We start from the raw sequence: 15,348 nt of genomic DNA, 5'->3' as shown, positions 1-15,348 counted from the left end.
CACGGGGCGGGCGACGCCGTACCAGGGGACCGAAAGTCCTGGCGGCTTCCGCTACGGCGAATTTCTTTTGTCCTTGGTCAACGTTTCGATCAACTGGTCGACCAGAATCGGATCATTCATCGCTCCCAAGATTTTTGACTTTTGTCGATCCGGCATTTTTTGCAGCAACGACGCGGCCAAGCCCATCTTTCCGTTGTTGGAAAATTCGCGCAGGTAATCGGCGGCCTGTTCCGGTTGCAGCCCTTCGAACCAGCCTTTGACTTCATCGGCCTGGCTGTCCACGCTGGAAACGGTCGTGCCCTTCTTGGTCTCAGCCTTCTTGGTCAGCTTTTCCAGTTCCGCCTTTTGCTGTTCGACGTTTGCCAGAGTCGTTTTCAATTCTTCCGTCATCCGGCTCAACAGGTCCAGCTTGGTGTCGATCCCTTCGCTGAAGGCGCGCAGTTCGTCCTGTTCGGTCGTCAGGTCATCGTAGATCAGTTTGACCCGCATCTCGTCGCGTTTGACGCGTTCTTCGCGCTCGGCCAATTCCTGTTCCATCCGTTTGATCGAGTCGCTCATCTGCAGCACCGCCTCGACCGAGACGTTGTTGTCGGGTCGGAACGAAACCGGGACGGCATCGCCACCGCCGTCGACCATGTCCTCGGCCAGCAGTCCCGTCGCCGGGGCGTCCAATCCTTCGGCCTGGGCGGACTCCAGATCGGCCGGAGGCTTATTGAGCAGAAACTGAGTGGCCCCGGCAGACAAGCCGAAAATCACGGCGCAAGTGATCATCGCCGAAATAATCGCTTTCATGTTTTAATTCCTCGCGTACTTTTTGAGCGCGTTTTCATCTGCCAATAACATTTGTTGCGTCATGGCGTCTGCATCAAATTCCAGCCTCCGCTGGTCCATCAGGATCTCCAGACCACGCACCCGCGTGCGTTGGTCCATGACTCGCGAACGGGCCTCGTGACGTTCGGCTTCACATTTGGCGATCACGTCACGAACGATCTTGATCGACCGATCGATGCTGTCGATCCAAAGATGGGTTTGTGTCAGAAACTCGATCGAGCAATTTTGGGTGATCTCCAGACCTCGGCGTTTGACCGATTCGAACTCTTCGAGACGTTGGCGGTGCGACATTAACAATGCATCGATGCGGGCGAGTTCCCCGATCAACACGTTCAACTGACTGCTTTCGATCGAGTGGATGCGGCGGATGCGATCGATCTTTTTTTTCAGTTCGCTCATGACGGCTGCCCGATCAATTGGTGCAGGCGTTGCAGCCCGGCCCGGGTCGCGTGGAGCGGGCTAGGCGAGTCCATGGCCTGGCGCAGAAACCGATTGACCTCCGGATAGGTCTCGATCGCGCGATCCGAATCCGGCATGGCGCCTTTTTGATACGCACCGATCTGGATCAGATCTTCGACTTCCAGATACTTGGCCAAGACGCGTCGCACGCTGGCCGCTTGTTGCTGGTGCGGTTTGTCGGTGACTTCTTTGAACAATCGGCTGGCACTTTTCAGTACGTTGACGGCCGGGAAGTGACCTTCGTGGGCCAGTTTTCGATCCAGCACGATGTGTCCGTCCAAGATGGCTCGTGCCGAGTCGGCGACCGGTTCGTTCATGTCGTCACCGTCAACCAAGATGGTCAACAGCCCGGTGATGACGCCCTTGTCACTGGTTCCGAGTTGCTCCAGCAATTGAGCCATCTTTTGGAACACGCTGGGCGTGTAGCCGCGTGAGGTGGGCGGTTCCCCGAGCAACAGCCCGAGTTCGCGTTGTGCGTGGGCCAGCCGCGTGAGACTGTCCAGCATGAAAAGCACGTTCATGCCTTGGGAGCGAAACCAACTGGCGATCGCGACCGCCGACTCGCTGGCCCGGATCCGTGCCAACGGTGGTTGGTCGGAGGTTGACACGATGACGACCGAGCGGGCCAGGCCCTCCTTCCCCAAGGTGTCTTCGATAAACGGTCGCACTTCACGCCCGCGTTCGCCGATCATCGCGACCACGTTGATGTCGCACAACGCGTGCTTGGCGATTTCCCCCAACAACGTACTCTTGCCGACTCCGCTGCCGGCGAACAATCCGACCCGTTGTCCCTGGCCCATCGTCAACAATCCGTCGATCGAACGGACGCCGGTCACGAAGGGCTGGCGGATCAACGGCCGCGTCAGCGGATCGGGCGATTCAAAGTGCAGCTCCGCGGTCGCATCGCAGTGGATCGGCCCGAGCGAATCGATCGGGCGGCCCAACGAATCGATGACCCGTCCGAGCAACTGACGACCGACTGGGACCCGCATCCGTTTGCCGGTCGAAACCACCACGTTGCCACGTTGGAAATCGACGCCGCTGTGGTACGGCATCAACTGGGCTTTGTCGTCGTTGAATCCGATCACTTCGGCCAGCACGGATTGTCCCCGTGAGGACGTGATCTGCACCAATTCGCCCAGCCCCGCGTCGATGGTCGCGCACATCCGGCCCTCGACACTTTGCAAACGTCCGGTCGTCTGGAGCCACTGGTCGCTTCGCAGCGTCGGCGTCGGCGTCATCATGTTACGTCGCTCCCCAGGCCGGTGAGAACTGCTTCCCCGCGGCGTCTAAAAAGGATTCCAGCGACGCCAGAAACCCTTTGCCGTTGGATTCGATCCGGCAGTCCCCCGGTTGGACCGTCGCGTCGCCCTGGATCTCGATCGCCTCATAGTCGACCTGGGACAGCCAGGATTGGAGCGAGACGACACAGTCGGGGTTGACGTAGATCACCGCCGATTGACTGGGATGAACCTGGCGCAGCAACAAGTTGGCAAAGTGTGCGACCCTTTCTTCGACCAACGCGCTGTCACTGCCGAGGGCCTGTTTGGCGATTTGCGTCGCCGCGGCGGTCAGCTGAACCCCGATCGTCGAAAACTCCTCCTCCAGTTTGGCATCGAGAAGGTTTAACTGTTGTTCGATCGATTGCAGGGTCTTCAACGCCGCGGCTTCTCGGGCGGCGTCGCGGGCGGCCGATTCTGCTTTGGCCGTGGCACCCGCATCGGAACCGGCCTTCGTCAGCGGCTCCGCAGCGGCGCCGGCGGTCAAGTCGGGCGACGCACCGGCCGGCAAGCCGGGTGTGGTCGCTGGCAGCGGGCCGCGGGCCAGGGTGACGTTGGCCAAGGATCGGTCGAAGGGGATTTGAATCACGGGCATCTCAATCGATTTTCACCTCGCCGGCTTCGCACAGCCCCGCCAAGATCTTGGCGATCGCCCCCCGCGCTTCGGTGATCTCCTCTTCGCTCGCGTTGGTCTTGAATTCCATCTCCTCTTGCAGCGACTCTTTGGCGCGTTTGGACATGTTGGACAAGACGAACGTCAGCAACGACTCGTCGACCTGTTGCAGGGCACACACCAGGGCGTCGGTCTGGCATTGGCCGAGCAGTTTTTGCAGGTCGCGGTCAGCGAGTTTTTCGATGTCCTCGAATCGGTACAGTTGGTTACGAACAGTTTCCGCCAACTCACTGTCGCGTTTTTCCAGTTCATCGAGCATCGGTTTGCGCAGCGCCCTGGGCAGCGACCGCATCAGGTTCGCCATTTGCGACGTGGTTTCCTGTTCCGTTTCCCGCTCCTCGACTTGAAGCGACAGTTGCAGGGCCTTGGCGAGGATGCGTTCTTGGATCAGCGAGGAAACCGACGACGGTTGTGCCAGCTCCAGAAAGACATTGGGGCGGACCGCCTCGGGCAGAAACTCCAATGTTTTCGCGGCATGTTCGTTGGCCAGCTTACGCAGCACGATGGCCGCCGCGACGGGGTTTTCGTTCTTGAGCGCCTGGGCGACTTGATAGGGGTGCATCTGGTTCAGATCGCGCACCGTGTCGCCGGTCAGTTTTGGCGGGGTGAACCGTTTGGTCGGTTCGATTTCGACATCAAAACTCTCCTCGGCGATTTGCAGGATTTTGGGGCCTTCCTCCGGTTCGGGCTCCTCGTCTTCGTCCGGGGCATTTTTGGGGAGCGTTTGCAGGGCCATGTGGAAGTAATCTTCAAAGTCCCCGAGGACCATGTCGATTTCTTCCTGGCTGGGCGGATAGGACTGAAAGTCTTTGAGGGCCTGGTCGAGTTCCTCCAACGCTTCGCCGGAGAGATCCTGCCGAGCCATCTCGGTGGCCTCCTCGCCCATCAGGTGCAGCAGTAGCGCGAGGCGTTCGGGCCGCGTCAACATCATCTTCATGGTTGCCACCCCCTAGGATCACGCGGCGTCGCGTTTCTCGGACTCTCGATCGGCATCAGCGCCGGACCAAGATCGAACGACTTGAGCAAACACTTCGGGGTTTTCTTTGATCATTCGTGACAATTCGCTGACGTTTTCCAAACGAGCACTATCGAGTTGCTGATCGGCACCCGCGCCGCCCGGTTTGCTGGCCGGTCCGAACCGCCGCAACAACATTAGGCCTAACACAAATGCCAACAGGGCGGCAATCGCAAGTGACGCCTTTTCAACGATCGATGTGATCTTGGTCCAGTCAAACGTAGCTTCCGGAGCGGTCACGTTGAGGATCGGTTCGGTGAATGGCAAAAAATCGACGGTGATGCTGTCGGTGTCATCGCGAAACCCGACGGCGTTCTTGACCAGTGCGGTGACGCGTTCGTCCAGTCCGGGGATCAAGCTGCCGTCTTCCTGTTTGACGCCCTGGGTTTCGGAGTTGACCAGCACGCTGACGCTCAGGAAGTTGCGAATCGGGGTGGAATTGGCTTGGGTTTCTTCAGTGATCGGGACCAGATAGCTTGTTTTGACGTTTTCTGTTTTGTTCAGCACGCTGCTTTTGCCGTTTGTCCCCCGCCGCGATTGCAGGTTGGACGCCACACCGGCCGCACCGACGGCGGGCTGTTCCATGTTGGTCGTGGTTTCGGAAACCAAGTCTTCCTGACTGGGGACCGCCCCGTCGGCGTCGTATTTGGTGGTTTTGGTCGATCCCTGCGTGAAGGTCATGTCCAAACTGACTTGCACGCTGGCATTGCCATACCCCAGGAACTGCATCAATTGTGCTTCAGCCTTGTTGGCTAATTTGCGTTCGGCCGCCGCGATGTATTCGACTTGCGAACCGATCTGCTGGGATTGTTCGTCGGGGATCGTGTAGCTGCGACCGTCACGGTCGGTGATTTGAACGGATTCGGGGGCCAGGTCCTCGACGGCATAGGCGACAAAGGAGGCGATCGAGGCGGCCTGTTGGTCGCTCAATCGAGCTCCATAGCGCAGGGTGAGCATCACGCTGGCCGACGGAGGGGACGTTTTGCGTTCAAAGGGCCCCTTGTCGGGGATGTTCAAGTGAACGTCGGCGTGCTCGACGACGTCCAGCTTTTTGATCGTCTGCGCCAGGCTTTGCTGCTTTTGCAGTCGGGCTCGGTTGCGGCGTTCGGTCGGGCTGCCGAAGGCACCGCCCATCGGCAAATCGGCGACCGCGGCGGCATCGGAAACGCCGTTGGTTCGCGCCAACAAACGGGCTTTGGCAAAATCACGCTTGTCCACCAACAGGTTTCCGCCCGCGCCGGAGAGTTGGTAATCGATGCCGGCCTTGTCCAAGGCGTTGATCACGCGGTCCACCTGGTCGCCTTCGCCCTGGCTGACCAGCACGACGTAGCTGGGTTGGACCGACCAATAACCGACGCCACCAACGGTGACCACACACAGCACTGCCAACAGCAGGATTCCGATCCTTGCCGAAGGAGAGCTGTGCCGCCAGATATTCAGGAGGGCGTCGATATAGGGTTGGATGACGTTCAAGGCAAATCAAGCAAGCGAATGTCGCGTCGGGGAGGTAGCGCGAAGGTCGTCGGGGGCTGTCGCAAAATCACGAATCTCAAGGCGAGACCGAATACTAGAACTGCATTCGCATCAATTCGTTGTACGAATCAACGATCTGATTTCGCACTTCCATAAAGATCTGAAACGACATCTCAGCCTTGACGACTTCCATGACGACTTGTTGGACGTCCTGATTCTCGCCGGAAACCAAACCTTGGATCGCTTCCTCCGATCGAATCTGGTCTTCGTTGGCACGGGCCATCAGATCCATGAACAGGTTGCGATCAGTCGCCTCGGGCTTTGCCGGTGAGGACGGCAAGGCGACGTTGGCAGATCCCGTGGTGGCGATGGGGGGCAGGGCAGACATCACTGGCCTCCTTGGAGCAGTGTGAGGGTTTGTTCGACCATCTCTTTGAAGACGCTGATCGCTTTCGAATTCGCCTCGTAGGATCGGCTGGCCGTGATCAGGTCAACCATTTCTTCGGGAATCTTGACGTTGGACAGTTTCACGAAACCGTCGGCATCGGCATGCGGGTGGGCCGGGTTGTAAATGCTGGGAAACTCGCTCGGGTCGCCTTCCACCCCGACCACCTCCACGCCGTGCATGGCCGCGGCGCCGTGTTTCCGGTCGACCGGGTCCAATCCGGCGGCAAATACCACCGCCTGGCGACGATAGGGCTGGCCGGTGTCGGTCATCGTCGTGCCGGCGTTGGCGATGTTGTTGGCCGTCACCTCCATCCGAAACCGCTCGGCGGCTAAGCCGGAAGCGGCGATGTCGATCGTTGGAAATCTAACCGTCATGACGTTCCTTCGTCTCTGTTGGATAGTGGCGGGGGCGTTCGGCGAAATTCACCGGCAACGCCCTAACCCGAAATCGCTCGACGCATCGTCGATACCCTGGATGCCAGCAGGTGCGAAAAGGCCTGGAACGCCAACGCGTTCTCCTTCAATTCCGCAACTTCCTTCTCCAAGTTCACATTGTTCCCATCCACCCGTTCCACCAGGCCCTCCAAGTCCTTGACCGGCAATTCGATGCCGTCGGCGTCCTCGGCCTCGCCCGACTGAAGCTGGCTTAACAATCGCTCAAACTCCAAACGCTTGGTCTTGTAACCCGGCGTGTTGACATTAGCGATATTCTGGCTGACAACGCGATGGCTCTTTTCCGACGCGCTGACCGCTGAACCCAATAAATCCATTTGGTAAAATATTCCAGTCATGCCAGTTATATCGGCCCGAGAAGCTGTTCGCGTTAAGGGCAACTTTCCGAGAATGTCGCTGAAACGCCATCTCCGAGCCGACTGGCGGTGAGGGAGTTCCCTCAATTAGCCCATCCTGTGCGGCTGAGTCGACGTCAATTCGGTCGATCTCTAGCGATGAACTATGAATCGAAAGACGGTTTTGAATCTCGATTCGAACACGCAGCGCTAGAGTGCCTCTCGACCGCTCTGTCTGCGATCACACGGGGCGGCACGATGGGGCCGCGGGGGGAAATTTCGGCAGTTATGGATATCGCAACAATCATCGGACTGATCCTGGGGTTCGGTCTGATCTTGGCTTCGATCGCGATGGGCGGGGGTGGCTTGGGACCCTTTATCGATCCCCCCAGTATGATGATCGTGTTCGGAGGCGCTACAGCGGCATCCCTGATCAACTTCCCCCTGAAGTACAACCTGGGCGCCTTCGGCGTCATCCTGAAGTGCTTCCTGTTCAAACTGCCCACCGCCCAAGACACCATCGCGCAGTTCAAAAAGTTCGCCGAAGTCGTTCGTAAAGACGGCTTGCTAGCATTGGAAGATCAAGCGGCCGAGATCAAGGACGACTACATGCGGCGGGGACTGGAATCGCTGATCAGCGGCGTCCCGGCCGAAGACGTCGCGCGGACGCTGGAGATCGAACTGGCGTACATCGAACAACGCCACGTCACCGGCAAAAAGATCGTCGATTCGGCCGGCGCGGCTGCCCCGGCGTTCGGCATGATCGGCACCCTGATCGGTCTGGTCCAGATGCTTCGTTCGCTGGACGACCCCAGCAAGATCGGTGGCGGGATGGCGACCGCTCTATTGACGACATTGTATGGCGCCTTGATCGCCAACGTCGTCTGTATCCCCTTGGCCGGCAAGCTGGAGACCCGCAATCGCGAGGAGACGATGATTCGGGAGTTGATCATCCGTGGCATCGCATTGTTGGGCGAAGGGGAAAGCCCGCGGGTGGTCGAAGAAAAACTGCTCGGGTTCCTGTCCCCCAAGACCCGCCGATCGATCCTCGCAAAGGCGTAGACTGATGGCCAGCGATCTGCCCGAGGATCCGCCGGAAGACATCCCGGCGTGGTTCATGACCTACAGCGACGTGATCACCCTGTTGATGACGTTCTTCATCCTGCTGTTGACCTTTGCCACGACCGAACCGGAGCGGTTTGAGAAGGTCACCGCCAGCGTGTTCGGCGCCGCCGGGGCGAAAGGTGTCGCCGGGCACGAGCACGACATGTTGGATCGGAACTCGTGGAGCCAACGCATCCGCCCACGCGCGGCGCGGATCGCAATGCAGGGCAGCGAAATGCCGCCGATTCAAAAGGACGTGACGACCAAGGCGATCGGACGCGGATTGGAAGCGGTCAGCGAACTGGCCAGCCAAAAGGACGTGATGAAGACCTATGCGTTCGAAATGCCGCTGGAAAAACTGGTCGACCAGAACCTGAAACTCACCCAGCGGGGGACCAAGGTCGCAGCCAAATTGTCAGAACAACTGCGATCGCTCAGTATTCACTGCACCTTCGAAATCTCCGACCGCGGCTTGGAAGACCGCGTCTGCGCCTTCGCACACCACCTGTACCACGTCCAGCGCGCCCGGCCCGGTCAAATCGGGACCAGCATCGCCGATAACGTGACCACCAAAATGGTCCGAATCGTGATCGAGAAGTACGAGGGGAACCGATGAGCAAACGCAAGAAGCAGGCGCCCAGCGTTCCCAGCAAGGCCTACCTGGTCTCCTTCGGCGACACCATGACCGCGCTGTTGGCCTTTTTTATCGTGCTCAACTCGCTGGCCAAAGAACAAACCGGTGCCAACATGCACTCCGGAACCGGCTCGTTCGTCAACGCCTTCTCAAGCTCCGGCCAACCCGGGCACTTGAGCGGCAGCCGATCCAACGAAGTGATCCAACAGGAATCGCAAAAGCCGATCTATGCGTTGGCGGAGAACATGAAGGACGACTCCGACAAGAATATCGGGCCGGACGAGATCAACGAACAACAACGTGTGCTCGATCGAGAGAAAGAACAGTTTCAAAAGTTTCTCACCGAGCTGGAATCGCAACTCGATCTGGACATGCTGCCGGAGATCGAAAATCAGGTCGTCTTCGATTCCTTCGAACGACCGGATCCCACCACTGGAAAACTCAGCCTGCACGCGGTCCAGTTGATCTCCGAAGCCGTGACGAAACTCCGCGAACCCGGCATGACGCTGGAGATCGTGCTGTGGGCCGACATGCCGCGCGGCTCCGCGTTGAAACGCAAACTGGATAAATCGGTCGAGCTTCGCAAGGAGGTCGAACGGACGTTTTGGATGAAGGCGAACCAAAAGTCGCGGATCCGCTACCGCGTCAAACCGTGGCTGTTCGCCGACGCCAAACGCCCCTACCTGTCCGTCATCCTCGGCCGATCCTCCGTCGCCCCCGACGGCGCCTAAAAGTACGATCGCCCCTTCCGGGCCGTCGCTCGTATCCCGCCGGTACTCTTGAAAAAGCCGACGTCACCTTCGCCCGATGGGACCAAAAGGACACAGCGGACGTCTAGGTCCCCTACGTCCCATTCGTCCTATCAAACGCAACATCCATCGGCACCGCTTGAATCAACCGAACCAACGTTTCTCTACGAACCGCTGGCGCTGCGTTTCAAATACTCTAGATTGCCCTGATGCGGCGCCTGGCGATGGTCTTGCATCATCAAGTCGCGATCATGAATCGTGCCCGGCCGGACCGGCCGGTGGGCCTGGTCGGCAAGTGCCACAAGCTGCTTCAGCGTTTCCGGGTAGTCGTCGGCGACGTTCTGTTTTTCTTCCACGTCTTGCGACAGATCGTACAGTTCCCACGTCCCGTTGCGACCGCGATAGGCCTTCCAGTTGCCCATCCGCACCGCCGTCTGGCCCTGGTATTCCCAGTACAGAGACGGGTGCGTGGCTTGATCGTCATGCCCGAGCAACGTCGGGGCGAACGATAGGCCATCGGTCGCTGGACACGTTGCACCGGACAGCGCCGCGAGCGTCGGCATGACGTCCGGATAGTAGAGCAGATGATCGGCGACCGAAGCGGCCTGGATCTTCCCCGGCCATCGCACCAGATAAGGCACCTTCAGGCCGCCTTCGTACAGCGATCCTTTCCCGGCACGGAAACGCTCTCCGGTTTCCGGGTTCAGATTAGGACCAAAGAAGCCGTGCGGTCGTTCGGGCGTCTTGAAATAATCCTGGCCCCCGTTGTCGCCGCACAGAAAGATCACGGTGTTGTCGTCGACGCCACGTTCTTTCAGTAGCGAAATGATCTGCCCGAGTTGGCGATCGATCATGTGCAGGAACGCGGCATAGACCTTGGCATCGTTTTCGGTCCGTTGCCCCGCGGTCCACGGTTTGTCTTTGAAAAGCTGCCAGGAAGGATTGTCTTCATCGATGCCCCACAATCCATGCGGCGGCGTCCACGGCAAGTAACAGAAGAATCGCTGGTCGCTGTGCTCGCGAATAAACTTCAACGACTCATTGAAGATCTCGACATGGGCGTGGGTCTCGCCGTCGTAAAAACTCATCCCCGAGTTGCCCGGCAATGGCACCTCCTGGCTGTTGCGGATCAAGTAGCGCGGATAGAAGGTGTGGGCGTGGACTTGGTCGTAGTAACCAAAAAACTGATCAAAGCCATGCTGCTCCGGAACACCGGACGTGCCGCGGCCACCGATCCCCCACTTGCCGAACCCGCCGGTGACGTACCCCTGCTGTTTGAGCATGCTGGCCAACGTCGGCTCCTCCGCGCGAATCGGCGAGAACCCGTCGTTCTTTCGCATCGACATGTGCCCGGCATGCAGCCCGGTCAATAGCGAACAGCGGGTCGGTCCACAGACGGGTGCCCCCGCGTAGGCATTGGTAAACCGCATGCCCTCTTCGGCGAAGCGGTCGATGTTGGGGGTCAGCAGATCATCATTGCCCATGTGGCCAGATTCAAAGTAACCCCACTCGTCCAGCATGATGTAGATGATGTTGGGCGGCTCGGCTACCGCAGATTGAGCTGCTGCAGGGGAACCACCGACGACCAAGCCGGCAACAACAATCCAGGCGGCGGCAATCGCCACGACAGGGTGACCTTTCATCGGATACGAGTTTCCTCGGGAGGGAGTCTTTTTCTTCAACGCACCAGTACCGCCCCTGCGGGTTCGAATCATAGCAGGATCAAGAAACGCGTCAGGACCACGAAACGACGATGCCCGACGCCGCGCCCAACACCCGCCTGCAATAATCGTTTTGCCCCCATTGTTTTGCCCTCCCCACCCGCCAACACCAGCGAGAAGCGTCAACCAGCGGCACCGACGACACCGCGGCATCAGTTAGATTCAGGCGGATTCCTCGACGCTCCAGAGGATACGATCGACCATTTCTTCATCCGTCGCCGGATTCATAAACACGGCTTTCCAAGCAGGGATTTCGATTCCGAAAGGTTTAAACCCAAAATTCGTCGTGAAACCCAATCTCGCGTCAACCTTTGGATCCATCATCTTCTCACGCTTCCGCTGCGTTCGGGCGACTTCGGCAAAGTACTGTTCGCGTTCCGCGTCGGGCAATGTTCCTTCGACCAGTTGCCGATAGATGCGTTCGGCATCACGGCCCTTGGGCAAGACCCACCAATCGACGGAAACGCCGATCGTTTCGCGATTCAAAACCTTGCAATAGGGAAGCGTCTCCAATCCCTGCTTGAGCCGCTCGGCCAGTTCCAGACTCCGTGCGGTCAGCATTTGCCACCCCGTCAACCCGATACCATTAAGCGAGGCCATCACGATGTAGGGACCCAATGCAGGCCGCGAACACTCCAGCGTGATCAGCGCCGGATCACGACTGGCCTGTGCTTCCGAAAAGTAGGGTGTGTCGGTGACCTCGCGCGCAAGGTACTTCAAATCCCTGCGGTGATTCACCAAAAATGCACTGGAGGGATAATGGCCGCGACCGAGCTTGTGGAAGTCAATCGTCGCACTATCGACGACGCGCAAGCCCTTGCAGGCCTCCTGCACTCGTTTGACGATCGACAGCAGACTGTCCGAAAAACCGAGCGTGTTTCTGCCCAGATCGTAGTCGGCCAGGAAAGAAAGCGCCCAGCCCACGGCGGCATCAACGTGTAACTGCGGTGTCGGCTGTTGGTACTCGGTTGATTTGGCATCCAGAAGTGTGCGGATCGCAGCCAGATCATCGATCCCAAATCCGTCCGTGGTTCCAAAGGACGCGACGACATAAGCCACCTTGGTCCCGTTTTGGTAGCACTCGTCAAGCTGCTGCTCAAGCAGATCCACACGGATCGACAGATGGGCGTCCGTCGGGATGGCGATCAGATTGTTCACGCCGATTCCCAGCCATCCGGCGACGGTGCGGTTGGAATAGTGACTCGCTTCGGAACAAAACCCGACCACACGTTGCCCCCCGATGCCGTTCTGCATCGCCCCGGGAACGACTCGCTCGATTCCGATTTTCGCCCCGTACAGATTGGAGATGGTTCCTCCGATTGTAAAGACGCCCCACGGATCGTCGGTGTGATAGAAGATCAAATTGGCCAACGCCGTGACCGATTTGACCTCCAGTTCATTCGAACGCTGGCTATAGCGGTCCGTGCACAGGTTGGGATTCTTTAGCAAACAGGCGAACGCGCCGATCAACGACGCGTTGTTGGCCGGGCCACGTACGTTTTCCAAGTGCAGGGGGCTGTTAAAGCTGTCCGTGCCCCAAAAGTAAGGAAAAACGGCGTCGCGAGCGTCTTTCAGATTGCCCGGCAACATGTGAATCTCAGGATTCGCTTTCGCCGTCTCATAATTCTGCGACATCGCGTGGGCCGGGTGGAGTGCGTGTTCGGTCGCCGCAGCGCTCAGCAGCTCTTCCAGGATCGTCACAATCGACTCTTGATCCCACTTGAAGAAGGTGTCAACCAGTTTTCGATAGTCGTTCCGATCCATTGGTCTCCCCCGCGGTCGCTAAGTCATGATCGTATCATGAAGGATACCTCCCGCTCTTACGAGTGCGGCAAGAGCGACTGAAAGAGCTTGAGCAATGCTTTCGCGTGGTCGTCGTTTGCAAATCCGTACCAGCCATGCGAAATCTGGCGTTTCTGTGCGTCATAGCGCGGAACATAAAAATTCTGACACTCCCAACAGATGGTCGTTTCGAACAACAACGCGTCATCCCGGTACAGTCGCATTCCGTAAGCCGGTGTGTGACAAAACGCACCACCCAGACGATCAAATGACAACGATTGCCAAGCCCGGCGTATCCTCGCGCAGTCGCCACCGGTAATCGAAACGTGAGCGTGAATGTCGGCATGGACGCCGTAGGGACGCACCGGAAAGGATTGCGCCGACGACTCGCGCCGCGAATCCTGGTCGCTGAAGGGATCTCGTTTGGGCAATGAGACGGCGTACAGTTCCGCCCGGTCAAATCCCGGCAGCGCGTCGGTGTGGGCGAGCGACAGCATGCGTTCGGCTGGCGATTCGCCGTCAGGATGCGTCGGATCCCAATTCGTGTCCATCTCGCCTTTGTCGACCGATTCCTTGGCTGGGTTGGAGGCCTGTGACCATGCCGCGGGTACCCAAGCGACCTGCAACAGTAAATACAGTGAAATGGGTTTCATCGGCGCGGGTTGTGTTTCAAGGGCTGGTTGAGGGGGCAGCGGCGACGGTTCAGCGATTCCATTAGCTCGTCGGGAACGAAACCAGAGTAGCGGGTGATGAGAAGGACCATTCGGGGCTAACGAAGTGTGGCGATCAGCGCGAGGAATCCCAGCCCGAAGAGCAGCGCCCCAACGTTCACGAGGGTCGGATGGGCGGACGCTGCGGTCAATAGAGCGACGCCGCCAATCATCGCAGCGAGTCCGCCAAAAAGAGTCGCCTCATACATCAGCGAGGACTTGACAGCGTTTCGCGGCAGCTCCTCAGATGCCGGCGCCGCGTACGGATTGAGTTGCGACTGGTCTCGATCAAGTTCGCTCATGCGGAGATCAATCCGTTTCCACTGGGGACAACACCGCTTTCTCAAAGAGCCTCACTTTAACGGATCGTCGTCTTGCGTTGACAACACTTGCTCCAACGCATCGAGTACCCTGTCTTGACGATCCGCCTGCTTTTCCCATCGGTCCAGCAACGCATCATAGCGATCGGATTGTGCCTTGGATCGATTCTGTTGTCGCTCCGTCTCGTCTTGCTGTTGTTGTGTCCGATCAAGTTGTTTTTGGGATTGATCCAACTGCTGCTGCGTTTGAAGAAGTTGCCGCTCGGCCGTTTCTGACTGCCGATTGTATTCGTCAACTTGTTGTTGATACTCAGCATCGTACACGCCTCCCGATTGTGGCGCGCAAGAGCAGGTCAGAAGGAACATGAATACAATTGGAATGTTTTTCACCTTGTGCCTCATTCGGTGAGTGACACGCGTCAACCGGCCGTGCGAAAGGAATTCAACGTTTATACCACGCAATTTCGCCGCTCGGTGGCATACGTTGGTTCGTCCGCTTCGAGACCGCCTTGTGGATTGGACTCATTCTACCATCTCGGGTGACGAAAAGATGACACCGCTGCAGACGGATGCTTAGTCGGTCGACATCATTCGAAGTCAGTTCGCAGTCCTCCAATGCAATGCCCACCCAGCCTCGCATCGTGTTGGCAATCTTGAGTTCGTCCAGTTGATCCGCCGTTGGGATGGCAGTCAACGTGATGCGGTATTCAGCGCCGAGTGGCCACAAGGGGATCGAGCCCATTCGTCCACCGATCCGCGACACCGCATTAGAAAGCAGCTTCTCTTTGCGCGACATATTCCAACTGTCGATCGCGAGTGCGAAAACGCCCAAGGCAGCAATCAGCAAGATGGATTTCGACAACCGCGTCATCCTTGGAGGCAACGTGTGGACGAAGGAAAGGCGATCTATCGGCGCACGCGGACGATTGCGGATAGACCTTGCGCCAGAATTCTGTCGGCTCTGGTGTGGGCCGGTTACACGATCCGATTAGAGCGGATCCTGGCAGAGCGTGCCAGTTTCTCGGGGCCCAGGTAAACTTGAGTTGAGCGGCGGCAGACCCGTCCGATTCGGCGGCAGCCTCCTGCTCACCTTCTGACTCGCTTTTCAGGGAACGAACGAAGCTCGATTTCAAAGCCCAGCGGGCTGACAGAGTGTTTGCCGGGCCCGTCAGGGCCCGGTCTCGAATGGCAACTTCGGCGCAGGCCTGGAAGGCCGACACAGTGCGCGGCGATCGATCCGGCACGGTGGATGGCGTTGCCCCTTCAGGGCTGGTGTAGCGGACATTCAACCGGTGACTCACCGGACTATAAATTGAATTGTTTTCGACGAATGAACGCAACAGTAATCGGCTCTGTCCCGAA

The 15,348-nt window shown here is 58.4% G+C and carries 18 protein-coding genes; 3 read left to right on the top strand and 15 right to left on the bottom strand.

Annotation, left to right across the window (positions count from 1 at the left end; all coding sequences use genetic code 11):
• Positions 1-51: 51 nt before the first annotated feature.
• The 9 genes from H1B37_RS17850 to H1B37_RS17810 form a co-directional block, all read right to left on the bottom strand.
• On the bottom strand, positions 52-792 hold the full coding sequence (locus tag H1B37_RS17850) for a MotE family protein (protein ID WP_182868013.1): 741 nt from the start codon (positions 790-792) through the stop codon (positions 52-54).
• Positions 793-795: 3 nt separating this feature from the next.
• A complete protein-coding gene (locus H1B37_RS17845; protein WP_182868012.1) occupies positions 796-1,230 on the bottom strand; it encodes a flagellar FliJ family protein in 435 nt (144 codons plus the stop codon).
• Positions 1,227-2,534, bottom strand: a complete 1,308-nt coding sequence (locus H1B37_RS17840) for a FliI/YscN family ATPase (protein WP_182868011.1) — start codon at positions 2,532-2,534, stop codon at positions 1,227-1,229. The genes H1B37_RS17845 and H1B37_RS17840 overlap by 4 nt, the downstream gene beginning before the upstream one ends.
• 1 nt (position 2,535) lies before the next feature.
• Entirely contained in the window at positions 2,536-3,165 is a 630-nt protein-coding gene (locus H1B37_RS17835) for a FliH/SctL family protein (protein WP_182868010.1), read from the bottom strand.
• Position 3,166: 1 nt separating this feature from the next.
• Complete coding sequence (locus tag H1B37_RS17830; RefSeq protein WP_182868009.1) at positions 3,167-4,180, bottom strand: FliG C-terminal domain-containing protein; 1,014 nt, start codon at positions 4,178-4,180, stop codon at positions 3,167-3,169.
• Positions 4,181-4,198: 18 nt separating this feature from the next.
• Entirely contained in the window at positions 4,199-5,731 is a 1,533-nt protein-coding gene (gene fliF / locus H1B37_RS17825) for a flagellar basal-body MS-ring/collar protein FliF (protein ID WP_182868008.1), read from the bottom strand.
• A gap of 94 nt (positions 5,732-5,825) precedes the next feature.
• Positions 5,826-6,119 (bottom strand): flagellar hook-basal body complex protein FliE, encoded by a 294-nt coding sequence (gene fliE, locus H1B37_RS17820; protein WP_182868007.1) that lies wholly within the window; start codon positions 6,117-6,119, stop codon positions 5,826-5,828.
• The gene (gene flgC / locus H1B37_RS17815; protein ID WP_147867288.1) at positions 6,119-6,553 is read right to left on the bottom strand and encodes a flagellar basal body rod protein FlgC; all 435 of its coding nucleotides are present in this window, start codon (positions 6,551-6,553) and stop codon (positions 6,119-6,121) included. Before flgC ends, fliE begins: the two co-directional genes overlap by 1 nt.
• 62 nt (positions 6,554-6,615) lie before the next feature.
• Entirely contained in the window at positions 6,616-6,969 is a 354-nt protein-coding gene (locus H1B37_RS17810) for a flagellar basal body rod protein FlgB (protein WP_182868006.1), read from the bottom strand.
• A gap of 285 nt (positions 6,970-7,254) precedes the next feature.
• Between H1B37_RS17810 and H1B37_RS17805 the strand changes: the two genes are divergently transcribed.
• Genes H1B37_RS17805 through H1B37_RS17795 form a run of 3 tightly spaced genes read left to right on the top strand, consistent with a single transcriptional unit; the run spans position 7,255 to position 9,435 of the window.
• A complete protein-coding gene (locus H1B37_RS17805) occupies positions 7,255-8,028 on the top strand; it encodes a motility protein A (RefSeq protein ID WP_182868005.1) in 774 nt (257 codons plus the stop codon).
• 4 nt (positions 8,029-8,032) lie between these two features.
• Complete coding sequence (locus H1B37_RS17800) at positions 8,033-8,686, top strand: flagellar motor protein MotB (protein WP_182868004.1); 654 nt, start codon at positions 8,033-8,035, stop codon at positions 8,684-8,686.
• On the top strand, positions 8,683-9,435 hold the full coding sequence (locus tag H1B37_RS17795; RefSeq protein WP_182868003.1) for a flagellar motor protein MotB: 753 nt from the start codon (positions 8,683-8,685) through the stop codon (positions 9,433-9,435). Before H1B37_RS17800 ends, H1B37_RS17795 begins: the two co-directional genes overlap by 4 nt.
• A gap of 182 nt (positions 9,436-9,617) precedes the next feature.
• Here H1B37_RS17795 and H1B37_RS17790 read toward each other — a convergent pair whose 3' ends face one another.
• The 6 genes from H1B37_RS17790 to H1B37_RS17765 all read right to left on the bottom strand — a co-directional run bounded on the left by H1B37_RS17790 (position 9,618) and on the right by H1B37_RS17765 (position 14,848).
• Positions 9,618-11,096: an arylsulfatase gene (locus H1B37_RS17790; RefSeq protein ID WP_182868002.1), complete on the bottom strand. Its 1,479-nt coding sequence runs from the start codon at positions 11,094-11,096 to the stop codon at positions 9,618-9,620.
• A gap of 240 nt (positions 11,097-11,336) precedes the next feature.
• Positions 11,337-12,938: a pyridoxal phosphate-dependent decarboxylase family protein gene (locus H1B37_RS17785; protein WP_182868001.1), complete on the bottom strand. Its 1,602-nt coding sequence runs from the start codon at positions 12,936-12,938 to the stop codon at positions 11,337-11,339.
• A 56-nt stretch (positions 12,939-12,994) separates the two neighbouring features.
• Positions 12,995-13,609 carry a hypothetical protein gene (locus tag H1B37_RS17780; RefSeq protein ID WP_182868000.1) on the bottom strand — a complete coding sequence of 205 codons (615 nt, stop codon included), beginning with the start codon at positions 13,607-13,609 and terminating at the stop codon, positions 12,995-12,997.
• A 116-nt stretch (positions 13,610-13,725) separates the two neighbouring features.
• Positions 13,726-13,968 (bottom strand): hypothetical protein, encoded by a 243-nt coding sequence (locus H1B37_RS17775; protein ID WP_182867999.1) that lies wholly within the window; start codon positions 13,966-13,968, stop codon positions 13,726-13,728.
• A 51-nt stretch (positions 13,969-14,019) separates the two neighbouring features.
• The gene (locus H1B37_RS17770) at positions 14,020-14,310 is read right to left on the bottom strand and encodes a hypothetical protein (protein WP_182867998.1); all 291 of its coding nucleotides are present in this window, start codon (positions 14,308-14,310) and stop codon (positions 14,020-14,022) included.
• Positions 14,311-14,428: 118 nt separating this feature from the next.
• Positions 14,429-14,848, bottom strand: a complete 420-nt coding sequence (locus H1B37_RS17765; RefSeq protein ID WP_182867997.1) for a hypothetical protein — start codon at positions 14,846-14,848, stop codon at positions 14,429-14,431.
• Positions 14,849-15,348 lie beyond the last annotated feature (500 nt).

Source organism: Stieleria mannarensis, assembly GCF_014154935.1.
Classification (GTDB): Bacteria; Planctomycetota; Planctomycetia; order Pirellulales; family Pirellulaceae; genus Stieleria; species Stieleria mannarensis.
The sequence above is the reverse complement of the archived record's forward strand: the minus strand, read 5'-3'. Positions and strand labels throughout refer to the sequence as shown.